Raw genomic sequence first — 22,133 nt, 5'->3', positions numbered from 1 at the left:
TCGGCTGCGCCCGGCTGACGCCGGTCTTGAACGGGCGATTCGTCATAAGACGAATCTTACATCAGCTCGACCCGCCGATTCTTGCCCAGTCTCGATGGTCGCCGCGCCGCCGCCCCGGCGCGAACACGCGACGATATCACGGCGTCCGAAAGGAACGCGAGCGCCATGACGACGCTTGCCGATCGGAGGATCGGCCGAATGGAGTTCATTCTCGGCCTGCGCCGCCGCGGCATCGCCGACGCCGCCGTGCTGCGCGCCATGGAGGAGGTGCCGCGCGAGCAGTTCGTGCGGGACGAGGACGTCGCGCTCGCCTATGCGGACCACGCGATGCCGATCGCCTGCGGCCAGACGATCAGCCAGCCCTACGTGGTCGCCTACATGACCGAGCGCCTCGCGGTGGAGCCCGGCCACCGCGTGCTCGAGATCGGCACCGGCTCCGGCTACCAGGCCGCCGTGCTGTCGCGGCTCGCCGCGTCGGTGGTCACGGTGGAGCGCTACCGCACGCTCGCCGAGTCGGCGCGCGAGAAATTCGCGGCGCTCGGCTGGGACAACATCGCGGTGGTGGTGGGCGACGGGCTCGCCGGGGTGCCGGAGCGGGGGCCCTACGACCGCATCATGGTGACGGCCGCGGCCGAGACGATCCCGCGGGCGCTGGTCGAGCAGCTCGCCCCGGGCGGCATCATGGTGCTTCCGCTCGGGCCGCACGACAGCGCCCAGATCATCGTCCGGCTGACCAAGGCGCCGAACGGGCTCGTGCGCGAAAACTTCATCGCGGTGCGATTCGTGCCGCTCCTGCCCGGCAAGGCGCGCGAGCTGTAGGATCGCCTGTCACCGCCGCGCCACACCGCGGCATGGCGGTTCTGTCCGGGGTTGCCGTGTGCCGCGGGCGTGCCGATATGTCGCCGGCGGCTCCGGCCGCGCCGAACCCCCGACCGGCCCGGAGCCGTGCCCCCATGTTCTCGCCTGCGGACTCGACCCTCGCGGATCCGTCCCCCGCGGACCGCACCCCGCCCGCCGTCGCGCCCGCCGCGACGGCGCCCGTGATCGCGATCGCCGGCCTGTCGAAGACCTACGCGTCCGGCTTCCAGGCGCTGAAGACCATCGACCTCGACATCCGGCGCGGCGAGATCTTCGCCCTGCTCGGTCCCAACGGCGCCGGCAAGACGACGCTGATCTCGATCGTCTGCGGCATCGTGCGGGCCTCGACGGGCCGCGTCACGGTCGACGGCCACGACATCCTCGCCGACTACCGGGCGGCGCGCGAACTGATCGGCCTGGTGCCGCAGGAGCTGACCACCGACGCCTTCGAGAGCGTGTGGGACACGGTGTCGTTCAGCCGCGGCCTGTTCGGCAAGCCGAAGAACCCGGCCCATATCGAGAAGGTGCTGCGCGATCTCTCGCTGTGGGAGAAGAAGGACAGCAAGATCATGACGCTGTCGGGCGGCATGAAGCGCCGGGTGCTGATCGCCAAGGCGCTGTCGCACGAGCCGCGCATCCTGTTCCTCGACGAGCCGACCGCCGGCGTCGACGTCGAGCTGCGCAAGGACATGTGGGAGGTGGTGCGCCGCCTGCGCGCCTCCGGCGTCACCATCATCCTCACCACGCACTACATCGAGGAAGCCGAGCAGATGGCCGATCGCATCGGCGTCATCAACAAGGGCGAGATCGTGCTGGTCGAGGAGAAGGCGACGCTGATGCGCGAGCTCGGCCGCAAGCAGCTCACCATCCTGCTCAACGGCCGGGTCGACGCGGTGCCCGAGGCGCTCGCCGGCTACGGCCTGACCCTGGCCCGGGAGGGGACGGCGCTGGTCTACACCTACGACACCCAGGGCGAGCGCACCGGCATCACCGGCCTGCTGCAGGACCTCGCGCGCGCCGGCATCGAGTTCCACGACCTGCAGACGACCCAGAGCTCGCTGGAGGACATCTTCGTCGATCTGGTGAGGCAGCGCCGATGATCAGCAACCTCCGGGCGGTGCGCGCCATCTACGTGTTCGAGATGTCGCGCACCGGGCGCACGCTGCTGCAGAGCATCGTCTCGCCGGTGCTGTCGACCTCGCTCTACTTCGTCGTGTTCGGGGCGGCGATCGGCTCGCGCATCTCCGAGATCGAGGGGGTGCCGTACGGCGCCTTCATCGTGCCCGGGCTGATCATGCTGCTGCTGCTCACCCAGAGTGTCGCCAACGCCTCCTTCGGCATCTACTTCCCGCGCTTCACCGGGACCATCTACGAGATCCTGTCGGCGCCGGTGTCGTACGGCGAGATCGTGCTCGGCTATGTCGGCGCGGCGGCGACCAAGTCGATCGTCCTCGGCCTGATCGTGCTCGCCACCGCCGGCCTGTTCGTGCCACTGCAGATCGCCCATCCGGTGTGGATGCTCGTCTTCCTGGTGCTGACCGCCGTCACCTTCAGCCTGCTCGGCTTCATCATCGGCATCTGGGCCGACGGCTTCGAGAAGCTCCAGCTGGTGCCGCTGCTGGTCATCACGCCGCTGACCTTCCTGGGCGGCACGTTCTACTCGATCTCGGTGCTCCCGCCGGCCTGGCAGACGGTCGCGCTGTTCAACCCAGTCGTGTACCTGATCTCCGGCTTCCGCTGGGCCTTCTTCGAGACCGCCGACGTCCATGTCGGGGTCAGCCTGGGTATGACGCTGGTCTTCCTGGCCGCCTGCCTGGCAACCATCGCGTGGATCTTCCGCACCGGCTATCGCCTCAAGGCGTGATCCGGATGGTTGCGCAAATGTGTCGGCACAGTTAACGCAAACAAGAACAAACGTAGAACAAAGTCGCGTGCCAGAAGAGCGCCGCCGGCGGCGCGCGGGCGCCAACATACGGGCGTCGCAGGGCAAAGTTCCATTGTAATCGTAAAGGAAACGTCTTTCGGGAACCCCGAGGGTTAAATCAATCTTTACTCGGCCGGTGCTTAACTCGCTCGCGTCTCCGAGTGATGTCCGTCGCGTAGCGTTGTCGCGTAGAGTGAGTGAGCCGATGCGTACGATCGCCGAATCGTCGAGCCCGTACTCCGTGTCGCGGGTGCTGGTGTTGCTCATCGTCGGCTTCGGCGTGGCGAACTGCAGCACCGATTCGACCCGGCTGGCGGAGAGCCCCCTTCAGAATCCCTATGCGGGCGGCGCCCGCCCGTCCTACGAGACCACCGGCGCGGTGCCGCACGGGCAGGGCGTCCCGGTGGGGCGCGTCGATTCGCGGCCGCTCGGCCAGCCGGTGGCGGCCCAGCCACTGCCGCCCCCGTCGGCCCCGCCCCAGACCTACGCGTCCTACACCCCGGCCTCGCATCACGGGGCGGTGGCGGGCGGCGGCGTCGCCGGCGGCGGCCGCGGCATGGGCTCGTACCAGCCCGCCTCGCTCGGAACCCAGGTCGCCTCGGCCGACGTGACCGGCACGGTGCCGCGCCTGCAGTCCCCGGCCAAGCCGATGACGGCGGCGGCCCCCGGCTGGCAGTGGGAGGGCGGCACGCCGGTGACGGTCGCCCCCGGCGACACGCTCTCCTCGCTGTCGAAGCGCTACGGCGTCCCGGTCAACGTGATCGCCGAGGCGAACGGCCTCGCCGGTCCGGCCGTGCTGCAGCCCGGCCGCCGGCTGGTGATTCCCCGCTATGCCGGCCCGGCGACCACGGCCGCGGCGGCGCCGGCCGCCCCCCAGGCGGGGCCGCGGGTGCAGCCCCCCGCCGGCGGCGTCCACGTGGTGGCGCCGGGCGAGACGCTGGTCGGCATCGCCAAGCGCTACAAGACCTCGATCAAGGATCTCGCGGCGGCCAACAACATCCCGCCGCACGCCATGCTGAAGATGGGCGACCGGCTGGTGATTCCCGGCAAGGGCGGCCGCACCGCACTGCTGCAGCCGAAGCCCGCCGCGGCTCCGGCGGCGGCTCCGGCGCCCGCACCCGTCGCCCAGCAGGCGCCGCCGCTCCGCACCGCGGCCGCGCCGCCCGCGCCGGCCGCCCAGCAGGCCCCGACCCGGGTCGCCTCGATCGAGCCGCAGGCGACCGCCTCGGTCCATCGCACCACGGTGGCCGACCCGCCGGCCGACGAGGACGACAAGGCCGCCCGCAACGGCGCGCTGTCGTTCCGCTGGCCCGTGAAGGGCCGGGTGATCGCGTCCTTCGGCAAGGCCAACGGCCAGCAGAACGACGGCATCAACCTCGCGGTGCCGGAAGGCACCGCCGTGCGGGCCGCCGAGGACGGCATCGTCGCCTATGCGGGCAGCGAGCTGAAGGGCTACGGCAACCTGGTGCTGATCCGGCACGCCAACGGCTTCGTCACCGCCTACGCCCACAACAGCGAGCTGATGGTGAAGCGCAACGACCAGGTCCGCCGCGGCCAGGTGATCGCCAAGTCGGGCCAGACCGGCACCGTCTCGTCGCCGCAGCTCCACTTCGAGATCCGCAAGGGCTCCGCCCCGATCGACCCGATGCAGCACCTGCCGGGGGCGTGAGCCGACGCCGCGTCCGGCACCAGCCGACTGTTTTTTCCGTCATGGCCGGGCTCGTCCCGGCCATCAACGTCGTCGGGCACGGAAACGCCGCAGGGCGTGGATGGCCGCGACGAGCGCGGCCATGACGGGCCTAGACGTCGACGGGCGCGCGGCGGCTCGCCGTCTAGCCCGCCGTCGGCTCGCTCAGCCGCACGCCGAGCCGGCCGGCGAGGTCCTGGACGAACTGCCAGGCGACGCGGCCGGAGCGCGAGCCGCGGGTGGTGGCCCATTCCAGCGCCTCGCGGCGCAGCGCGTCGGGCGCGATCGGGATGGCGTGGTGCGCGACATAGCCCTGGATCATCGACAGGTACTCGTCCTGGCTGCAGCGGTGGAAGCCGAGCCACAGGCCGAAGCGGTCCGACAGCGACACCTTCTCCTCGATCGCCTCGCCCGGATTGATCGCCGTCGAGCGCTCGTTCTCCATCATGTCGCGCGGCAGCAGGTGCCGGCGGTTGGAGGTGGCATAGAGGATGACGTTCTCGGGGCGCCCCTCGATGCCGCCTTCCAGCACGGCCTTCAGCGACTTGTAGGAGGTGTCGGCGGCGTCGAAGGAGAGGTCGTCGCAGAACACGACGAAGCGGCAATCGGAGCCGCGCAGCAGGCCCATCAGGTCGGGCAGGCTCTCGATGTCCTCGCGGTGGATCTCGATCAGCTTGAGGGTGCCGGCCCGGGCCCCGAGCCCGGCATTGACGCCGGCGTGCACGGCCTTGACCAGCGACGACTTTCCCATCCCGCGCGCGCCCCACAGGAGGGCGTTGTTGGCGGGCAGGCCGCGGGCGAAGCGCTCGGTGTTGGCGAGCAGCTGGTCGCGCACGCTGTCGATGCCGCACAGGAGCGACATGTCGACCCGGTTGACGTGCGGCACCGGGGCCAGCCGGCGGCCCTCCGGCTGCCAGATGAAGGCGTCGGCCACGCCGAAGTCCGGCACGGCCGGGGCGGGCGGCGCGATGCGCTCGAGCGCCGCGGCGATGCGCTCCAGCAGCGCCTGCGGCGCGGCGGTGGCGTCGGGGTGGGACGGCGGGGCGGCGAGGGGGGTCTTCGAGGGCTGATGCATGGGGTCGGGCTCCGGGGTTCCCCATACCGGGGGGCGGCCGGCGCCGCAAGGCATCGCGGCGATCCGCCCTGCGTCCGGCGCAGGGCTCGCTGCAACCCGCTGCCGCGACACGAAGAGCCGGCGACCGCCGTTGCAATCAGCCGGCCCCCCGGTATAGTCCCGGCGGTTTTTTCGCCCAGGCCCGCGCGAACGACCGGGCCCGCCGGCCAATCCCGCCTTCCGAAGGAGCAAGTCGATGTTCGTGACGCCTGCCTATGCCCAGGCCGCCGGAGCGGCGAGCGGCACCGAGATGGTGATGTCGCTGCTGCCGTTCATCCTCATCTTCGTGATCATGTACTTCCTCATCCTGCGGCCGCAGCAGCGCCGGGCCAAGCAGCACCAGGAGATGATCAAGAACGTCCGCCGCGGCGACAGCGTGGTCACCTCGGGCGGCATCGTCGCCAAGGTCACCAAGGTGATCGACGACAACGAGATCGAGATCGAGCTTGCGGACGGGGTCCGGGCACGCCAGATCCGCGCCATGGTGGCGGAGGTGCGGGCTAAGGGCGAGCCCGTGAAGGACGAGGCCGCCAAAGGCTGACCAGCCGGGCGGCGCGGCGGTTCGCCCGCTCTCCTCGCGCGCCGGCCGGCGCGCCCAATCGGGAACCCTTGACCCATGCTGTATTTCTCGCGGTGGAAGGCGACGGCCATCCTTGTCGGGACGCTTCTCGTCTGCCTCTGCGCGGTGCCGAACTTCTTCCCCGACAGCGTGGTCGACAAGTGGCCGAAGTGGGCGCAGCGCCACGTCGTGCTGGGCCTCGACCTGCAGGGCGGCTCGCACATCCTGCTCGAGGTCGACTCGAACGCGGTCCGCCGCGAGAAGGTCGAGACCCTGCGCGACGACGTCCGCCGCGTGCTGCGCGACGCCCGCATCGGCTACACGGGGCTGACCGGGCGCGGCGACACGGTGGACGTGCGCATCCGCGAGGCCGGCGACGTGCCCCAGGCGCTCACCAAGCTGCGCGAGCTGTCGCAGCCGCTCGGCGGCATCCTCGGCGGCAGCGGCCAGCGCTCCATCGACATCACCGACCAGGGCAACGGCCTGATCCGCCTGACCGTCACCCAGGCGGCGATGACCGAGCGCATCCGCCAGTCGGTCGAGCAGTCGATCCAGATCATCGAGCGGCGCGTCAACGAGCTCGGCACCGTCGAGCCGTCGATCCAGCGCCAGGGCATCGACCGCATCCTGGTGCAGGTGCCCGGCCTGCAGGATCCCTCGCGCCTCAAGGACCTCCTCGGCAAGACCGCGAAGCTGACCTTCCGGCTGGTCGACATGACGGCCGACGCGGCCGAGGCGGCGCAGACCGGGCGGGTGCCGCCCGATTCCGAGCTGCTCTACGAGGGCCGCGGCGGCCAGCGCGTGCCGATCCTGGTCGAGAAGCGCATCATGGTGTCGGGCGAGGACCTCACCGACGCCCAGCCCGGCTTCGACCAGCGCACCAGCGAGCCGATCGTCTCGTTCCGCTTCAACACCTCGGGCGGCCGCCGCTTCGCCCAGACCACCCAGGAGAACGTCGGCCGGCCGTTCGCCATCGTGCTCGACAACGAGGTGATCTCGGCGCCGGTGATCCGCGAGCCGATCCTCGGCGGCTCCGGCCAGATCTCCGGCAACTTCACGGTCGAGAGCGCCAACGACCTCGCCATCCTGCTGCGCGCCGGCGCCCTGCCGGCGCCGCTCACCATCGTCGAGGAGCGCACCGTCGGCGCCGGCCTCGGCCAGGACTCGATCGAGAAGGGCAAGATCGCCGCCTATGTCGGCTCCGGCCTGGTGGTGGTCTACATCCTCGCCACCTACGGCATGCTCGGCCTGTTCGCCAACGTCGCGGTCGCCATCAACGTCGCGATGATCTTCGGCGTGCTGTCGATGCTCAACGCCACCCTGACGCTGCCCGGCATCGCCGGCATCGTGCTCACCGTCGGCATGGCGGTCGACGCCAACGTGCTGATCTACGAGCGCATGCGCGAGGAGGCGCGGGGCGGCCGCTCGGCCATCAACGCCATCGACGCCGGCTTCGCGCGGGCGCTCTCGACCATCCTCGACGCCAACATCACCACGCTGATCGCCGCCGTGGTGCTGTTCTTCCTCGGCTCGGGCCCGGTCCGCGGGTTCGCCCTCACCCTCATCATCGGCATCTTCACCACGGTGTTCACGGCCTTCACGCTGTCGCGGCTGATCGTGTCGTTCTGGGTGCGGATGACGCGGCCCGCCGCCGTTCCGATCTGACGTCCGGAGCTGACCGTGAAGCTTCTTCGCCTCGTTCCCGACGACACCAACCTGCCGTTCATGAAGTGGCGGCGGATCACGTTTCCGCTGTCGGGCGCCCTGTCGCTCCTGGCCGTCGTGCTGTTCTTCACGGTCGGCCTGAACTTCGGCATCGACTTCCGGGGCGGCACCCTGGTCGAGATCCAGGCCCGCAACGGGGCCGCCGCCGATCTCGCCGACATCCGCAGCAAGCTCACCGCGCTCGACCTCGGCGAGGTGCAGCTCCAGCGCTTCGGCGCGCCGTCCGACGTGCTGATCCGGCTCGCCCAGCAGCCGGGCGGCGACGAGGCCCAGCAGGCGGCGGTCCGCAAGGTCCGCGAGACGCTCGGCGACGGCTACGACTACCGCCGCGTCGAGGTGGTCGGCCCGCGTGTCTCCGGCGAGCTCGTCCAGAACGGCGTGCTCGGCATGCTGGTCGCGATCTTCGGCATCCTGATCTATCTGTGGTTCCGCTTCGAGTGGGAGTTCGCGGTCGGCGCGACCATCGCCACCCTGCACGACGTGGTGCTCACCATCGGCTTCTACAGCATCACCCAGATCGACTTCGACCTGTCCTCGGTGGCCGCCGTGCTGACCATCATGGGCTTCTCGGTCAACGACACCGTGGTCATCTACGACCGAATCCGCGAGATGCTGCGCCGCTACAAGAAGATGCCGCTCGACCAGCTGCTCGATCTGGCGATGAACTCGACGCTGTCGCGCACCGCCATCACCTCGACCACGGTGATCCTGTCGCTGCTCGGCATGTTCTTCTTCGGCCCGGAGGCGATCCAGAGCTTCGTCCAGGCGATGCTGTTCGGAGCCGTGGTCGGCGTCTACTCGTCGGCCTTCATCGCGGCGCCGCTGCTGATCTATTTCGGCCTGCGCACCCGTCCGCTGGCGGAGGGGAGCGAGGAGGAGAGCGGCGCGCCGCGCGGCGCCAAGGCGAGGACCTGAGCGGAGGAATGCCGCTCGACCGCACGAGCCCGCATCTGCCGCGCCCGGCCGTGATCGACTCCTACGGGGACGGCGGCTTCCGGCTCGGCGACCTGTCGCATCGCGGCGCCATCGTCTGCCTTACCGACGGCGTCTGGGCCGCCGACCTGGCGTCGCCCGACCACATCGGCGACGAGGTGATCGCGCTGGTGACCGGCAGCACGCCGCCGGTCGAGCACCTGCTGATCGGCACCGGCACGCTGCCGTGGCCGGTTCCGGAGCCGCTGCGGGCGCGCCTGCGCGAGCACGGCATCGTGGTGGAGAGCATGACCACCGGCCCGGCGGTGCGCACCTGGAACATGCTGCTGGTGGAACGCCGGCGGGTGGGAGCGATCCTGCTGCCCATCGCCTGACGACGGAGCCTCGTGCCGGCGGCGGCGGTCGTGTATCGCCTTACGCAACGGCACCGCGGCGCGGGACCGCGCCGTGACCTGATCACGAGACTGCGATTTCGCCGCCTCGCACGATCGCGAACAACGCGACCCAAGCGCATCCATCGACACATGTTTCTCGAAACACCGCGTTCGAGGTGACGATGCACAAATAAGCGTATTCTAAAAAATGCGATCAAGCCCCTCATCTATCAACATAACGTGAGAAACTACATTACTCCTATGTCATGAATGATTGAACTATTCGTCGGTGTCGAAGCTGAAAGGTCGGATTACCTCTAGTATAGCCCGATCACGCTTTCGACATTCAGGAGGATTCATCATGTCGAAGCAGCCCAGAGACTCGTCGAGCCCCGAGGAGCTCCCGGATCCGGCGCAGCCGCGCGCGGGAGGTGATGGTGGTCCGGTGGAATTCGATCCCGATGCGCCGGGCGGCGGACCCGGCGCGGATGTCGACGTCGCCGAGGCGGACGAGACAGTCGACACGCTGTCGGTCGGCGACGACTGGTTCGCGGCCCAGGAGGAGCTGGAGAGCCGGCTCGGCGGCGTCGAGAGCTTCGCGGCGGCCCTGTCGAGCGAGGTGGGCGACTACACGACCAGCGCCGAACGGCCGGTCGGCACCGGCATCGGCTTCCGGGTCGTCGGCGGGCTGGTCACGTCGGAGCCGGTTCTCAAGATCTACGTCACCGAAAAGGTGACGGGCGGTGCCATCAGCACCTTCAGTGCCGCGCCGAGCAATGTCGGCGGCATGGCGGTCGAGGTCGAGGAGGTCGGCTCGATCGTGCCCCAGCTCTACAATCGCCGCTACGCGCGGCCGGTGCGCTGCGGCGTGTCGATCGGACACCCGCTGGTGACGGCGGGGACGCTCGGCTGCCTCGTGGTCACCCGCAACAACCATCTCTGCCTGCTCAGCAACAACCATGTCATGGCCAACTCCAACAATGCCCGGGTCGGCGATCCGATCATCCAGCCCGGCCGGGCCGACGGCGGTGTGTCGCCGGGCGACCGCATCGCCGTGCTGGAGAACTTCGTGCGCATCAACTTCCCCGGACCGAACCTCGTCGACGCCGCAGTGGCCTGGACGTCGTTCGCGTACGTCGATCCGCGCCACGTCACCTACACGCTGAACCCGACCCCTCTGGCGGCGCGGCTCGGCATGACGGTGAAGAAGAACGGCCGAACCACGCAGTCGACGGTCGGCACCGTCACCGACATCAGCGTCAACATCTCGGTCGGGTATCCGGGTGGCGTCGCCCAGTTCCGCAATCAGATCGGTATCCGTGGCGTCGGCGGCCCGTTCAGCCGCGGCGGCGATTCGGGCTCGCTGATCGTCACGGCGAACTCGAGCCAGCCGGTGGCCCTGCTGTTCGCCGGCCGCACCGACAACAGCATCACGTTCGCCAATCCGATCGCGGCCGTGATGAGCGCCCTCGGCATCGTGCGCTTCCTCAACCGGCGCTGACCGGCGGTCTCGCCGCGCGAGCCGCGCGAGGCTCGTGTCCCTCGGCCGCGGATATGGCGGACGCCAGGGTCGCGCTTATATGGTGCGGCAGGCGCCGGCCCCGGCGGCCGGGGGAGATTCGGAGCGACGACCATGGACAGCCACACGCAAGAGCAACTGCTCGCGCTGCGGGATCGCCACGAGGCCTGGCTCCTCGCCCAGCCCGGCGTCATCGGCACCGGCGTCGGGATCGAGCCCGACGGTCGGCTGGTGCTGCGCATCTTCACCAAGGGCATTCGTCAGGAGAGCCGCGACACGATCGCGCGCGCGCTGCCCGATGCGCCGCTCGCCTGGGAGGAGGGCGAGGTGGTCGCCCGATGATCGTGGAACGACCCGCGCCGCGTCGCGCGGCCGGACCGTGACACGGGCGCCCATCCGGCCGGCGTGCAAGGAAAGCCTTTGGAGTTCCATCGTCATTGCGAGGCGCTCGTCCGCGAGCAGGACCGCGACCGCTTCCTCGCGGCACTGTTCGCGCCGGCCGCGCAGCGGCCGCATCTGTTCGCCCTCTACGCCTTCAACGCCGAGATCGCCCGGGTGCGCGACGCCGCCAAGACCCCGATGGCGGGCGAGATCCGCCTGCAGTGGTGGCGCGACGCGCTCGCCGGCGAGGGGCACGGCGACGTGCGCGCCAACCCCGTCGCCGCCGCGCTGCTCGACACCGTCGCGGCCCGCGCGCTGCCGGTCGAACCGCTCCTCGATCTCCTCGAGGCGCGCAGCTTCGACCTCTACGACGACCCGATGGCGGGCCTGGACGCGCTCTACGGCTATGTGCGCAAGACCTCGTCGGCCGTGATCGGGCTCGCCGCCCATGTCCTCGCCGGACCCGATCCGATGGTCGCGGCGCTCGCCGGCCCGGCCGGCCTCGGCTGGGGCCTGTCGCGGATCCTGCAGGCGCTCCCGGCGCATGCCTCGCGCGGGCAGGTCTATGTCCCGGCCGACCTGCTGCGCGACCAAGGCGTCGATCCGGCCGACCTGCCGGCGCGCCGGGCGGGGCCGGGGCTCGCCGCCGTGCTCGCCGATCTGCGCGGCCGCGCCCGCCTCGAGCTCGCCGAGGCCGAGCGGGCCACGGCCCTGGTCCCGGCGGCGGCGCGGCCGGCCTTCCTGCCGGCGGCGCTCGCCCGGCCGCTGCTCGACCGCCTCGACCGTGCCCAGGCGGCCGACCCCTTCGCCGTGGTCGAGCTCGCCCCCTGGCGGCGCCAGTGGGTGCTCTGGCGCGCCGCCCGCCGGATGGGGTGACTATTCGGCCGCCGCCGGCAGGGCGCCACGCCAGGCGTCGAGGTCGGCGAGGGCGCGGGCCGAGAGGGCCTGCTTGCGGGCGGCCGTCTTGGCGCTGCCGCGCAGGCGTCCGCCGCCGGGCAGCTTGACCACCGAGCGCTCCAGCGGCGGGAACAGGCCGAAATTGACGTTCATGGGCTGGAACGAGCGCGGCCCGGCGTCGATCGTCACCACGTGGCCGCCGGTGATGTGGCCGAGCAGGGCGCCGTGCGCCGTGGTGGCGGGCGGCGGCACGACCGCCTCGCCGCGCCGCTCGGCCGCCGCGAACAGCCCGGCCACCAGCCCGATCGCGGCGGATTCGACATAGCCCTCGCAGCCGGTGATCTGGCCGGCGAAGCGCAGCCGCGGCATCGCCTTCAGGCGCAGGGTCGGGTCGAGCAGGCGCGGCGAATCCAGGAAGGTGTTGCGGTGGATGCCGCCCAGGCGCGCGAACTCGGCCTGCTCGAGCCCGGGAATCATCCGGAACACGCGCACTTGCTCGGCGTGCTTCATCTTGGTCTGGAAGCCGACCATGTTGAACAGCGTGCCGAGCCGGTTGTCCTGGCGGAGCTGGACGACCGCATAGGGCTTCTCGTCCGGCCGGTGCGGATTGGTGAGGCCGACCGGCTTCATCGGCCCCCAGCGCAGCGTGTCGCGGCCGCGCTCGGCCATCACCTCGACGGGCAGGCAGCCGTCGAAATAGGGCGTCGAGGCCTCCCAGTCGTGGAACGCGACCGTCTCGGCCGCGACCAGCGCGTCGACGAAGGCCTCGTAGCGGTCGCGGTCGAGCGGGCAGTTGAGGTAGTCGGCGCCGGAGCCGCCGGGCCCCGACTTGTCGTAGCGCGACTGCGCCCACGCCACGCCCATGTCGATCGAGTCGCGGTGGACGATCGGGGCGATGGCGTCGAAGAAGGCGAGTGACCTTTCGCCCGTGATGTTGCGCACCGCCTCCGCCATCGCGGCCGAGGTCAGCGGGCCGGTGGCGACGATGACGTTGTCCCAGTCGTCCGGCGGCAGCCCGTCGATCTCCTCGCGAACGATCTCGATCAGCGGATGGCCGTCGAGCGCCTGCGTGACGGCGGCCGAGAAGGCGTCGCGGTCGACCGCGAGCGCGCCGCCGGCCGGCACCTGGTTGGCGTCGCCGGCCCGCATGATCAGCGAGCCGAGCCGGCGCATCTCGGCGTGCAGCAGGCCGACCGCGTTGGTGGCGGCGTCGTCGGAGCGGAACGAGTTGGAGCAGACGAGCTCGGCCAGCCCGCCGGTCTTGTGGGCCGCGGTGGCGCGCCCCGGCCGCATCTCGTGGAGCACCACGGGGACGCCGCGGTAGGCGATCTGCCAGGCGGCCTCGCTGCCGGCGAGGCCGCCGCCGATGACATGGACAGGCTGCATGGATCCGCTCGTGTCAGGGCCCGGGGGCCGCCGCCCGGCCGCGGGCGTCCGGCCCGATATAGGGGAGAGGGCCCGCAAAAGAAAAGCGCCCGCCGTTGCGGGCGGGCGACTTTCGGATGCAGCGTCTGGCAGGCGGCGTGTCGGAGGCAGCGTCTCGGCGGGCCGGCGCGATGGCGAACGCCGGTCGCGAGGCCGGTCCGGCCGGCCGGTCTCAGTCGGCGCGGGCGGCGTCCCAGGCGATCTGCTGGATGTCGGCGCGCATGATGCCGATGTCGGCCAGCTCGCGGTCGCCCAGGCGGCTCAGCTCGCGCAGGCTCTCGTTGTACTTGCGCCAAACCCGGAACATGCGGACCAGGCTGGAGAAGAGATACATGGTAACCCCCGTCTTCGGTCACGCGGCATGGGGTGCCTGCGCGAAGTCTTTGTTGCATAAATAAGTTGCTGAAATGGGACGAGAAGTCCCCGTTTTTGCGATGCGGCTATTCATTTGCTGCATTGCCGGGCACGGAATGCGCAATCGGTGTGCAGTGCCGAGGGCGCCGGATCGGGGTGCCTGCCGGATGGCCAACCGGGCGCGGCGGTCCGGCCCGGCGAATGATCGCCGGAGCGGCAGCGGCCGCGGGTGCCTGCCGTCCGGTCACCGCCGGGCCGGATCGCGGCACCGTGAACCGGCTAGCCGCTTCGTGCGACTACTCTGTCGGGGGTGAGATCCGCCGGTGCGGCGGAGCGGGGACACCATGGACCGTCATCGGGCCGAGCCGAGCCGCGGGGCGTCGTCGACGCGCCGCGCCCGCACGTCCGCGCCGATCCGTTGCGCCGCGCGTCCGGCCGCATCAGTCTCTCTCCCGATACTCCCGAGAATCACAACGGGCCGGACGTGGGCCGGCCCCATCGGAGGACCTGCATGAATCGTCGCTTGATTGCCCTCGCGGCGGCCGCCGCCGCGATCGTGGCAAGTCCGGGCCTGAAGGCCGCGCCGCTCGGCGCCGCCGGCGGGCTCGGGGCCGCCGCCGACGCGGCCGCCGTGGTCGACACGGTCCAGTACTACTGGGGCGGCTACCGCCACTGCTGGTATCTCGACGGATGGCACGGGCCGGGCTGGTACCGGTGCGGCTTCGCCTGGCGCCGGGGCTTCGGCTGGGGTGGCCCGGCGGGCTGGCGCGGCTGGGCGCCGCCGCCTCCGCCGCCGCCGCGCATCTATCGGCCCGGGCCGCCGCGCCCGGCGTTCCGGCCGGGTCCCGGCCCGCGCCCGGGATTCCGGCCGGGCCCGCCGCCCGGTCCGCGTCCGGGGCCCGGGCCGCGCCCGCGTCCTCCCGGACCGCCGCCGCGCTGAGCCGCGAGGCACCGGTCTCGTTTCGCGGGCCGCCTCCGGGCGGCCCGTTTTACGTCCTGCGCGCACTCTGCCGCCGGCTCGCGCTACTCCGGGTATCGTCTTGCCATCCGGCACAGCCCGTGGTGCTCTGCGGGATTGATGCAGTGCATCCCTTCAGGCGGAACGAGAGTGCACCATGGCCGACACTGTTCTGGAGCCGCGCAGCCTTTATTTCGAGGACCTCGCCATCGGCATGAGCGAGACGCTGGAGCGCACCGTCACGGACGCGGCGGTCCGCGCCTTCGCCGAGGTGAGCGGCGACCGCAACCCGATCCACCTCTCCGAGGAGTATGCCGCCGGCACGCTGTTCAAGACCCGCATCGCCCATGGCATCTTCACGGCGAGCCTGATCTCCGCCGTGCTCGGCATGCGGTTGCCCGGCCCGGGCGTCATCTACTTCTCGCAGACGCTGAACTTCCGCGGTCCCGTGAAGATCGGCGACGTCGTCCATGTGCGGCTGGAGATCGCCGAGCTGATGCCGGAGAAGTGCCGCGCCCGCATCGCCTGCAGCTGCACGGTCGCCGGCGAGGTGGTGCTGGACGGCGACGCCTGGGTGAAGGTGCCGTCGCGGCTGCCCAAGCCCGACGCGCCCAAGCCCGACGCGCCGAAGCCGGACGCGCCGAAGCCGGCGTGAGCCGGTCCATAAGCGGTCCCGCCGGTGACATGCGGCGTTTGAATTAGCCGGCGCACACAATCCGTGTATACTTGCGTGTGCACGATCGGGGCGGGACCTGACACGAGGAGCACGGCATGACTCCTCCTCGACGATCCTGGGGTGAGCTCGCCGCCATCCTGTGGTCGAGACGCGATCGCTCTCCCGGCCTGCCGGCCTTCGGGGCTCTCGCCCACGGCGGCACGACCGGCTCCGGCGGTGCCGATTCCGACGTGACCGATCTTGCCGCGACCGATCCTGCCTTCCTCGAGGCGTGGCCCGGCGCCTTCGCGCCCCGCGACACCGACGATCTCGACCTCGACGAGCTGGCGCTCGATCGCGATGCCGGCGACCCGCCGGCGGCGCGCAGCGCCGTGGCCGACGACCTGCTGCTGTGCCGGCGGATGCGGGCGCTGCGCCTAGACCCCGACGAACTCTACTGCAGCGAGCCGCGGGCCTTCGGCGTGCTGCGTCGGCGCTGCGCCGGCTGCACGGTGCCGGGACGCTGCGCCCGCGACCTCGCCGACGAGTTCGCCGATCCGGCCTGGCAGGACTGGCGCAACTACTGCCCCAACGCGACGACGCTGAGCATCCTCAGCGCGCTGCGGGCCTGCGGCCCGGACGCGCCGGACCCGGCGGCCGGCTGAGTGAGGGGACCGTCGGACCGACCCGCGGGACGGCGCCGGCGGTGCCGCACCGCCGCGCGGGACCGCGACCCGGGCCGCTAGACCACGACCCTGCGGTAGAGGTGCCAGGTCGCGTGCGCCAGCACGGGCAGCACCACGGCGAGGCCGATGAAGAACGGCAGAGACCCCAGCGCCAGCGCGGCGGCGACGATCAGGCCCCACGCCGCCATGGCGACCGGGTTCCGGGCCACGGCCCGCACCGAGGTCTGCATGGCCGTCACCGCGCCGATGTCGCGGTCGAGCAGCATCGGGAACGACACCACGCTGATCACCAGCACGACCAGGGCGAACAGGAAGCCGATGGCGTTGCCGGCGATCAGCAGGGTGCGGCCGTGCGCCGTGCCGACCACCTCGGCCAGGAAGCCGGAGAGCGATTCGGGAACGCCGTAGCCGAACAGGCTCTGGTAGAGCCCCTCGGCGACCGCCAGCCAGATCACGAACAGCAGCATCAGCAGCCCGCCCAGCAGCGCGATCGAATCGATCGCCGGGTTGCGCAGCACTCCGAAGGCGTCGCGCCAGCCGGCCGGCCGGCCCTGCTCGCGCCGGCGGCTGAGCTCGTAGAGGCCCAGCGCCACGAAGGGCCCGACCAGGGCGAAGCCGGCGACCAGCGGGAACAGCAGCGGCACCACGTCGTAGCCGAAGCTCAGCCGCGCCAGCACCAGGCCGACGATCGGGTAGAGCAGGCTGAGGAAGATCACGTGGCTCGGCATCGCCCGGAAATCGTCGATGCCGCGGGCGAGTGCGTCGCGAAGGTCGCGCAGCCCGATCCGGCGGATCTCCGGTCGGACGGGATGCTCGACGGAGCCTGCGAAGACGTGAAGAGTCGACATGCCGTTCCTCCCTCGGACGTCCCGCGCGGGACGTCGGTGTCGCGGGGCGGCGCCGCGGCTCGTTCCGGCCGCTTCGCATGCCGCCCGACCGCCCTCAGGCTAGGGCGAACGAGGGATCACGCGGTGTCACGAACGCGCCAGCCCGGGCGCGCGTATTGTCGCATCACACCTGTACGCCAACACCGGCGCATGGCGCCGGGGGCGGGACGGGCGACGGCGGCGGCGGAGGAGGGCGCCTCACGGGCGCAGGAGCTGCACCTTGGCGGTGGCGACGATGCGCTGCGCGATCACCACCGGGCAGTCCGGCGCGTGGACGATCGCTTCGACGGGGTGCTGCCAGGACACCGAGGCGCCGCACAGCTTGCACCGGTTGGCGGCGCCGCCGTCCTCCTCGGACACGGTCTCGATCGCTGTCTTGAGCAGCGCGGCGGCAACCTTGCGGACGTCCTCTTCGGTGGTGTCGATCATGGCCCTGGCAATCCGTCGATCCGCCCGGCGGACGCTGCGCCGGGCTGCGCGACCATGGCGCCGTCGCCCGGCCGAGTCCAGTCCCGGCACGCCGCCGAGTCCTCGGCGAGCGCGCGTTCGAGCGCGGCCGACGTCCGCGGTCAGGGGAGTGCCGCCGCCGGTCGGCGTGGCGGGCGAGGATCGACGGTCTGGGGTCGGGCGGCTGGTCAGGGGATGGTGAGCCCGCCGGGACTCGAACCCGGGACCCCATGATTAAAAGTCACGTGCTCTACCGACTGAGCTACGGGCTCCTGTGCCGCCGTGTGTAAAGACCCGGCCGGGGCGTTGCAAGTCGGACCGGCGGGCCGTCTCCGCCGGCCTCCGGGGCGCGGCTTCGACGGCGGGCGGCGGCGCCGCCGATGCGCCGGGCGGGACCCCGGGCCGCCGCGGGCGTGTGTGGTGTTCGGCCGGCCGGCGCGCGATACTCCGGCCAAACCGAGACGTCGAACGAGGATTCCGATGCCCATCGTCAACCGTGTCGCCGACCTGCACGCCGAGATCACCGCGTGGCGTCGGGATTTCCACGCGCATCCGGAGCTCCTCTACGACCTGCCGCGCACCTCCGCCGTGGTCGCCGAGAAGCTGAAGGCGTTCGGCTGCGACGAGGTCGTTCCCGGCATCGGCCGCTCCGGCGTGGTCGGCGTCATCCGCGGCGCCAAGGGCAAGCCCGGCGCGCCCGGCAAGACCGTCGCGCTGCGCGCCGACATGGACGCGCTGCCGCTCGACGAGATCAACGACCTCCCGTACCGGTCGACGACGCCCGGCAAGATGCACGCCTGCGGCCACGACGGCCACACCGCGATGCTGCTCGGCGCCGCCCGCCATCTCGCCGAGACCCGCAACTTCGCCGGCACCGTCGTGGTGATCTTCCAGCCGGCCGAGGAGGGCGGGGCGGGCGCCAAGGCGATGATCGAGGACGGCCTGTTCGAGCGCTTCGGCATCGACGAGGTCTACGGCATGCACAACTGGCCGGGCCAGCCGGTCGGCCGCTTCGCCACCCGCACCGGCCCGATCATGGCGGCCCAGGACACGCTGCACATCGACATCGAGGGGGTCGGCGGCCACGCGGCGCGGCCGCATCTCGGCATCGACACGATCCTGGTCGGCTGCCAGATCGTCAACCAGATCCAGTCGATCGTGTCGCGCAACGTCGACCCGCTGAAGAACGCCGTGGTGTCGATCTGCCTGTTCCAGGCCGGCACCACCGACAACGTCATCCCGCAGACCGCGAAGCTCCTCGGCACCGCCCGCAGCCTCGCCCCCGAGGTGCGCGACCTCCTGGAGGCGCGGCTGACCCGGATGATCGCGGCGACCGCGGAGGCGTACGGCGCCAAGGCGAAGTTCGAATACCGGCGCGGCTATCCGGTGCTGGTCAACCACGCCCGCGAGGCGGAGTTCGCCGCCAGCGTCGCCGGCGAGGTCGCCGGGCCCGACAAGGTCGACTTCGGCATCGCCCCCTTCATGGGCGCCGAGGACTTCGCCTACATGCTGCAGAAGCGTCCCGGCGCCTTCGTGTTCGTCGGCAACGGCGATTCGGCCGGCCTGCACAACCCCGCCTACAACTTCAACGACGAGGTGATCCCCTACGGCACCTCCTACTGGGTGCGCCTCGTCGAGACCGCGCTGCCGGGGTAGGGCGCCATCTTCCCTCTCCCCTCGCGGGAGAGGGTGCCGAGCGCAGCGAGGCGGGTGAGGGGGCTCTCCACCCACTCCGAGTTCGTGGCACGCCCCCTCACCCGTCTCGGACCGATGAAGCGTGTCCGGGACACGGGGCCGACCATCGCCCCAGACGAAAAAGGCCCGGCGCGAGCCGGGCCTTTCGCATTCGGGATCAGGACGGGCCGGCGCTCACTGCGCCGGCTCGGCCGCCTTGTCGGCGGTCACGGGCGGCTCGGCGAGGCGGGTCGCCGGCTGTGCCGGGGCGAGGCCGAGGAGTTCGGCGGTGCGGGCCTGCAGGCCGCGCCAGACGGCGAAGTCGTTGAGCCGCGAGCCCTCGAGCCCGGCCAGCGCCACCGCCGAGAGGAACGGCAGGCTCTGCACCACGAGCACGATGGCGAACAGGTTCACCTCGCGCACGCTCTCGTGGTTGGTCACCCAGACGATGAAGGCGCCGATCAGCAGCAGGGCCCCGAACACCGCCTCGTCGAAGGCCGGGAACGACAGCCGCTTCTTGGTCTTGCCGCCCTTGGCGGTGACCACGAAGGGCAGGTGGTCCTTGATCAGGCCGGCGGCGACCGCCTTGGCGACCGTCCACTGCATGGCCATGGCGGCCACCATGGCGCCGGTCGCGTGCGCCGGGCCGATGCCGACGCGGGCCCGGTAGAGCGTCGCGAAGTGCAGCATCGACACCACCGAGGCGACCAGGATCGGGATGGTCAGCACCTTGTCGGGAATGGCGATGCCGACGAAGGCGACGACCGGGACCCAGATCAGGTTGAGCATGGCGACGACGACGCCGAGGCTCTCCGCGCCCATCCAGTTGAGCCAGCCGAGCGCGAACTCGCGCCGCTGCGCCGCCGTCAGGTTGCTCATGCCGGGCAGGAACCGCCGCCAGTGCTTCTTGACGATCTGGAAGCCGCCATAGGCCCAGCGATGGCGCTGCTTCTTGAACGCCTCGAACGTGTCGGGCAGCAGCCCGTGGCCGTAGCGCCGGTTGGTGTAGAGGGCGCGCCAGCCCTGCTCGTAGATGGTGAGGCCGAGATCGGTGTCCTCGCAGATCGTGTCGGACGACCACCCGCCGGCGTCGTCCATGGCGGTGCGGCGGATCAGGCACATGGTGCCGTGCGTCACGATGGCGTCGACCTCGTTGCGCTGGACCATGCCGATGTCGAAGAAGCCCGCATACTCGCCGTTCATGATGGCGTGCAGCGGCGTCTTCTCGCCGTCGCGGTGGTCCTGCGGGGCCTGCACCAGGCCGACCTGCGGGTCGGCGAAGGCCGGGACGAGGTCCTTCAGCCAGTCGGGCGTCACCGTGTAGTCGGCGTCGATCAGGCCGATGATCTCGGCGTCGGGCGCCGTGTGCTGCAGGGCGATGCGCAGCGCGCCCGCCTTGAAGCCCTTCACGTTCTGCAGGTTCAGGAACTTGAACCGGTCGCCGAGCAGGCGGCAGTGCTCCTCGATCGGATCCGTGTAGGCCGGGTCCGTGGTGTTGTTGATCGCCACCACGCACTCGAAGTTCGGGTAGTCGAGCCGCGCCACCGAATCGAGCGTCGCCTTCAGCATCTCGGGCTGCTCGTAGTAGGCCGGGACGTGGATCGACACCTTGGGGGCGAAGCCCTCGGGCCCCTTCTGGCCGGGCCGCACCAGCCGCTGCGGGCCGCGCCCGAACAGCACCTGGGCGACCTCGTCGATCTTCCACATGGCGATGACCACCAGCGGGATCATCAGCACGACGCCGACGCCGAGCGCGATCGCCTGGCCGACCACGAAGTAGTGGCCGTTCCAGTAGTCCCAGACGACTCCCGTCCAGGCGCCGACCACGTTGGCGAACACCGCCATCACCAGGGCCTGGAGCAGGGTGGCACCGGTCATGAACAGGATCGGCAGCGACACCACGAGGCTCGCCACCACGGCGACCACGGCGAGCGACACGAAGGCGGGGTCGTAGACCGGGCCGGTCCAGGCGAACTTCGGCTGGCGGGCGGCGTCGAACAGGCCCCAGTAGGCGCCGACGCTGCCCTCGAAGGTCTTCCACGGCTGGTCGAAGGCTTCGATGATGTTGTAGTCGATGCCCAGCGCCTCGGCCCGTGCGACGAAATCTCGCAGCAGGCTCGCCTGGATCACCCGGCCCGGCTCGGCGGCCCGGCGGTTGTACCCGGCGCTCGGCCAGCCGAACTCGGCGATGACGATGCGCTTGCCCGGAAAGGCTTCGCGGAGCTTGAAGTAGTTGTTGATCGCGAGGTCGACGGTCTCGGACGCCGAGAAGCCTTCCCAGTAGGGCAGGATGTGGACGGCGATGAAGTCCACGGCCGAGGCGAGCTCGGGATGATTTAGCCAGGTCGAGTAGATTTCGCCGGTGGTCACCGGGACATTCCCGCCGACCTCGCGCTTGACCTGCTGGATGTAGCGGATCAGCTCGGCGATCTGCTCCTTCTCGTTGAGGTCGCGCACCACCGTCGCACCGTCGACGGTCTCGGTCCGCTTCTTGAAGTCGGCGCGGTAGATCGCCTCGTTGCCGACCACGATGGCGTTGATGTTGCGGTTCTTGCGGTAGAGGTCGACGACCGACTTGATCTCGCGCTCGTTGCGCTTGACGTCGCCGTCGAGCCAGGCGCCCACCGCCACCTTGAGGCCGAACTCGTTGGCGACCGGCGGCACCAGCTCGGCGCCACCGGTGGCCGAGTAGGTTCGGATGGCCCGGGTGTAGGGGGACAGGACCTTCAGATCGTTGCGGATCTGCTCGGTGGTCGGGCGGTTGCCCTCTTCCGGATGCCCCTCGAAGGGAGAGTAGGACACGCTGGTCAGCGGGCCCGAGACATTGGGAGCAGACGTCTGACTTTGCCAGATGGCCCACGCGCCCGCATGAAGGCATGCCACGAGCGCGACCACGGCAGCGACGGAGCGCATGGTCTCTTCTACCGAATGGGGCGGAAATGATCGGTCTCGAGCCTGTCCCCTAGGCTCGACCGGGACCGGGGAAACCCTTGCGATGCACCATATGGATACCGCACGGGCACGTTCAAGTAGACTTCCGACATGGCGAATTCAGGGCGATCCGACCCGCCATGCA

The 22,133-nt window shown here is 70.8% G+C and carries 21 protein-coding genes and 1 tRNA gene; 15 read left to right on the top strand and 7 right to left on the bottom strand.

The window, feature by feature from the left end; translation table 11 throughout:
* The first annotated feature begins 165 nt into the window (after nt 1-165).
* The 4 genes from J2S22_RS28990 (at nt 166) to J2S22_RS28975 (ending at nt 4,451) form a co-directional block, all read left to right on the top strand.
* Nucleotides 166-819: a protein-L-isoaspartate(D-aspartate) O-methyltransferase gene (locus J2S22_RS28990; RefSeq protein WP_272780570.1), complete on the top strand. Its 654-nt coding sequence runs from the start codon at nt 166-168 to the stop codon at nt 817-819.
* A gap of 134 nt (nt 820-953) precedes the next feature.
* Nucleotides 954-1,958 carry an ABC transporter ATP-binding protein gene (locus tag J2S22_RS28985; protein WP_272780569.1) on the top strand — a complete coding sequence of 335 codons (1,005 nt, stop codon included), beginning with the start codon at nt 954-956 and terminating at the stop codon, nt 1,956-1,958.
* Nucleotides 1,955-2,722: an ABC transporter permease gene (locus tag J2S22_RS28980; RefSeq protein ID WP_272780568.1), complete on the top strand. Its 768-nt coding sequence runs from the start codon at nt 1,955-1,957 to the stop codon at nt 2,720-2,722. Before J2S22_RS28985 ends, J2S22_RS28980 begins: the two co-directional genes overlap by 4 nt.
* Nucleotides 2,723-2,987: 265 nt before the next feature.
* Nucleotides 2,988-4,451, top strand: coding sequence for a LysM peptidoglycan-binding domain-containing M23 family metallopeptidase (locus J2S22_RS28975; protein WP_272780567.1), 1,464 nt, complete (start codon nt 2,988-2,990; stop codon nt 4,449-4,451).
* A gap of 163 nt (nt 4,452-4,614) precedes the next feature.
* Here J2S22_RS28975 and J2S22_RS28970 read toward each other — a convergent pair whose 3' ends face one another.
* A complete protein-coding gene (locus tag J2S22_RS28970) occupies nt 4,615-5,544 on the bottom strand; it encodes an ATP-binding protein (protein ID WP_272780566.1) in 930 nt (309 codons plus the stop codon).
* A gap of 235 nt (nt 5,545-5,779) precedes the next feature.
* On the opposite strand from J2S22_RS28970, the gene yajC reads away from it, so the two are divergent.
* From yajC to J2S22_RS28935, 7 genes are all read left to right on the top strand, one after another.
* A complete protein-coding gene (gene yajC / locus J2S22_RS28965) occupies nt 5,780-6,124 on the top strand; it encodes a preprotein translocase subunit YajC (protein ID WP_272780565.1) in 345 nt (114 codons plus the stop codon).
* 75 nt (nt 6,125-6,199) lie between these two features.
* Nucleotides 6,200-7,807 carry a protein translocase subunit SecD gene (gene secD, locus J2S22_RS28960; RefSeq protein WP_272780564.1) on the top strand — a complete coding sequence of 536 codons (1,608 nt, stop codon included), beginning with the start codon at nt 6,200-6,202 and terminating at the stop codon, nt 7,805-7,807.
* A gap of 60 nt (nt 7,808-7,867) precedes the next feature.
* A complete protein-coding gene (gene secF / locus J2S22_RS28955; RefSeq protein ID WP_272780571.1) occupies nt 7,868-8,782 on the top strand; it encodes a protein translocase subunit SecF in 915 nt (304 codons plus the stop codon).
* A gap of 8 nt (nt 8,783-8,790) precedes the next feature.
* Entirely contained in the window at nt 8,791-9,174 is a 384-nt protein-coding gene (locus tag J2S22_RS28950) for an Mth938-like domain-containing protein (RefSeq protein ID WP_272780563.1), read from the top strand.
* Nucleotides 9,175-9,535: 361 nt separating this feature from the next.
* Nucleotides 9,536-10,675 carry a chymotrypsin family serine protease gene (locus tag J2S22_RS28945; RefSeq protein ID WP_272780562.1) on the top strand — a complete coding sequence of 380 codons (1,140 nt, stop codon included), beginning with the start codon at nt 9,536-9,538 and terminating at the stop codon, nt 10,673-10,675.
* A gap of 132 nt (nt 10,676-10,807) precedes the next feature.
* Nucleotides 10,808-11,035, top strand: coding sequence for a hypothetical protein (locus J2S22_RS28940; RefSeq protein WP_272780561.1), 228 nt, complete (start codon nt 10,808-10,810; stop codon nt 11,033-11,035).
* A 78-nt stretch (nt 11,036-11,113) separates the two neighbouring features.
* Nucleotides 11,114-11,950 (top strand): phytoene/squalene synthase family protein, encoded by an 837-nt coding sequence (locus J2S22_RS28935; protein ID WP_272780560.1) that lies wholly within the window; start codon nt 11,114-11,116, stop codon nt 11,948-11,950.
* Here the strand turns inward: J2S22_RS28935 and trmFO are convergent, their stop codons facing one another.
* Both trmFO and J2S22_RS28925 read right to left on the bottom strand, forming a co-directional pair.
* Complete coding sequence (trmFO, locus tag J2S22_RS28930) at nt 11,951-13,357, bottom strand: methylenetetrahydrofolate--tRNA-(uracil(54)-C(5))-methyltransferase (FADH(2)-oxidizing) TrmFO (protein WP_272780559.1); 1,407 nt, start codon at nt 13,355-13,357, stop codon at nt 11,951-11,953.
* A gap of 211 nt (nt 13,358-13,568) precedes the next feature.
* The gene (locus J2S22_RS28925) at nt 13,569-13,730 is read right to left on the bottom strand and encodes a DUF1127 domain-containing protein (protein ID WP_272780558.1); all 162 of its coding nucleotides are present in this window, start codon (nt 13,728-13,730) and stop codon (nt 13,569-13,571) included.
* Between the two features lie 531 nt (nt 13,731-14,261).
* Between J2S22_RS28925 and J2S22_RS28920 the strand changes: the two genes are divergently transcribed.
* From J2S22_RS28920 to J2S22_RS28910, 3 genes are all read left to right on the top strand, one after another.
* Nucleotides 14,262-14,690, top strand: coding sequence for a hypothetical protein (locus J2S22_RS28920; RefSeq protein WP_272780557.1), 429 nt, complete (start codon nt 14,262-14,264; stop codon nt 14,688-14,690).
* A gap of 175 nt (nt 14,691-14,865) precedes the next feature.
* Complete coding sequence (locus J2S22_RS28915; protein WP_272780556.1) at nt 14,866-15,363, top strand: MaoC family dehydratase; 498 nt, start codon at nt 14,866-14,868, stop codon at nt 15,361-15,363.
* A 116-nt stretch (nt 15,364-15,479) separates the two neighbouring features.
* On the top strand, nt 15,480-16,028 hold the full coding sequence (locus tag J2S22_RS28910) for a hypothetical protein (protein ID WP_272780555.1): 549 nt from the start codon (nt 15,480-15,482) through the stop codon (nt 16,026-16,028).
* A gap of 77 nt (nt 16,029-16,105) precedes the next feature.
* On the opposite strand, the gene J2S22_RS28905 is transcribed toward J2S22_RS28910, so the two are convergent.
* The 3 genes from J2S22_RS28905 to J2S22_RS28895 all read right to left on the bottom strand — a co-directional run bounded on the left by J2S22_RS28905 (nt 16,106) and on the right by J2S22_RS28895 (nt 17,655).
* Nucleotides 16,106-16,897 (bottom strand): DUF2189 domain-containing protein, encoded by a 792-nt coding sequence (locus tag J2S22_RS28905; protein ID WP_272780554.1) that lies wholly within the window; start codon nt 16,895-16,897, stop codon nt 16,106-16,108.
* Nucleotides 16,898-17,134: 237 nt separating this feature from the next.
* Nucleotides 17,135-17,365 (bottom strand): DUF3222 family protein, encoded by a 231-nt coding sequence (locus J2S22_RS28900; protein ID WP_272780553.1) that lies wholly within the window; start codon nt 17,363-17,365, stop codon nt 17,135-17,137.
* A gap of 214 nt (nt 17,366-17,579) precedes the next feature.
* Nucleotides 17,580-17,655 (bottom strand) — tRNA-Lys (locus J2S22_RS28895).
* A gap of 208 nt (nt 17,656-17,863) precedes the next feature.
* On the opposite strand from J2S22_RS28895, the gene J2S22_RS28890 reads away from it, so the two are divergent.
* Complete coding sequence (locus J2S22_RS28890; RefSeq protein WP_272780552.1) at nt 17,864-19,039, top strand: M20 aminoacylase family protein; 1,176 nt, start codon at nt 17,864-17,866, stop codon at nt 19,037-19,039.
* A 213-nt stretch (nt 19,040-19,252) separates the two neighbouring features.
* Here the strand turns inward: J2S22_RS28890 and J2S22_RS28885 are convergent, their stop codons facing one another.
* The gene (locus J2S22_RS28885; protein WP_272780085.1) at nt 19,253-21,970 is read right to left on the bottom strand and encodes a glycosyltransferase; all 2,718 of its coding nucleotides are present in this window, start codon (nt 21,968-21,970) and stop codon (nt 19,253-19,255) included.
* Nucleotides 21,971-22,133 lie beyond the last annotated feature (163 nt).

Origin of the sequence: Rhodoplanes tepidamans, assembly GCF_030813915.1 — a bacterium.
Lineage (GTDB): Bacteria > Pseudomonadota > Alphaproteobacteria > Rhizobiales > Xanthobacteraceae > Rhodoplanes > Rhodoplanes tepidamans.
The sequence above is the reverse complement of the archived record's forward strand: the minus strand, read 5'-3'. Positions and strand labels throughout refer to the sequence as shown.

What these genes read in the sequence shown, in the direction of transcription:
- J2S22_RS28990 (WP_272780570.1), top strand. Translation starts at nt 166, where the DNA reads ATGACGACGCTTGCCGATCGGAGGATCGGCCGAATGGAGTTCATTCTC.
- J2S22_RS28985 (WP_272780569.1), top strand. Translation starts at nt 954, where the DNA reads ATGTTCTCGCCTGCGGACTCGACCCTCGCGGATCCGTCCCCCGCGGAC.
- J2S22_RS28980 (WP_272780568.1), top strand. Translation starts at nt 1,955, where the DNA reads ATGATCAGCAACCTCCGGGCGGTGCGCGCCATCTACGTGTTCGAGATG.
- J2S22_RS28975 (WP_272780567.1), top strand. Translation starts at nt 2,988, where the DNA reads ATGCGTACGATCGCCGAATCGTCGAGCCCGTACTCCGTGTCGCGGGTG.
- J2S22_RS28970 (WP_272780566.1), bottom strand. Translation starts at nt 5,544, where the DNA reads ATGCATCAGCCCTCGAAGACCCCCCTCGCCGCCCCGCCGTCCCACCCC.
- yajC (WP_272780565.1), top strand. Translation starts at nt 5,780, where the DNA reads ATGTTCGTGACGCCTGCCTATGCCCAGGCCGCCGGAGCGGCGAGCGGC.
- secD (WP_272780564.1), top strand. Translation starts at nt 6,200, where the DNA reads ATGCTGTATTTCTCGCGGTGGAAGGCGACGGCCATCCTTGTCGGGACG.
- secF (WP_272780571.1), top strand. Translation starts at nt 7,868, where the DNA reads ATGAAGTGGCGGCGGATCACGTTTCCGCTGTCGGGCGCCCTGTCGCTC.
- J2S22_RS28950 (WP_272780563.1), top strand. Translation starts at nt 8,791, where the DNA reads ATGCCGCTCGACCGCACGAGCCCGCATCTGCCGCGCCCGGCCGTGATC.
- J2S22_RS28945 (WP_272780562.1), top strand. Translation starts at nt 9,536, where the DNA reads ATGTCGAAGCAGCCCAGAGACTCGTCGAGCCCCGAGGAGCTCCCGGAT.
- J2S22_RS28940 (WP_272780561.1), top strand. Translation starts at nt 10,808, where the DNA reads ATGGACAGCCACACGCAAGAGCAACTGCTCGCGCTGCGGGATCGCCAC.
- trmFO (WP_272780559.1), bottom strand. Translation starts at nt 13,357, where the DNA reads ATGCAGCCTGTCCATGTCATCGGCGGCGGCCTCGCCGGCAGCGAGGCC.
- J2S22_RS28925 (WP_272780558.1), bottom strand. Translation starts at nt 13,730, where the DNA reads ATGTATCTCTTCTCCAGCCTGGTCCGCATGTTCCGGGTTTGGCGCAAG.
- J2S22_RS28920 (WP_272780557.1), top strand. Translation starts at nt 14,262, where the DNA reads ATGAATCGTCGCTTGATTGCCCTCGCGGCGGCCGCCGCCGCGATCGTG.
- J2S22_RS28915 (WP_272780556.1), top strand. Translation starts at nt 14,866, where the DNA reads ATGGCCGACACTGTTCTGGAGCCGCGCAGCCTTTATTTCGAGGACCTC.
- J2S22_RS28910 (WP_272780555.1), top strand. Translation starts at nt 15,480, where the DNA reads ATGACTCCTCCTCGACGATCCTGGGGTGAGCTCGCCGCCATCCTGTGG.
- J2S22_RS28905 (WP_272780554.1), bottom strand. Translation starts at nt 16,897, where the DNA reads ATGTCGACTCTTCACGTCTTCGCAGGCTCCGTCGAGCATCCCGTCCGA.
- J2S22_RS28900 (WP_272780553.1), bottom strand. Translation starts at nt 17,365, where the DNA reads ATGATCGACACCACCGAAGAGGACGTCCGCAAGGTTGCCGCCGCGCTG.
- J2S22_RS28890 (WP_272780552.1), top strand. Translation starts at nt 17,864, where the DNA reads ATGCCCATCGTCAACCGTGTCGCCGACCTGCACGCCGAGATCACCGCG.
- J2S22_RS28885 (WP_272780085.1), bottom strand. Translation starts at nt 21,970, where the DNA reads ATGCGCTCCGTCGCTGCCGTGGTCGCGCTCGTGGCATGCCTTCATGCG.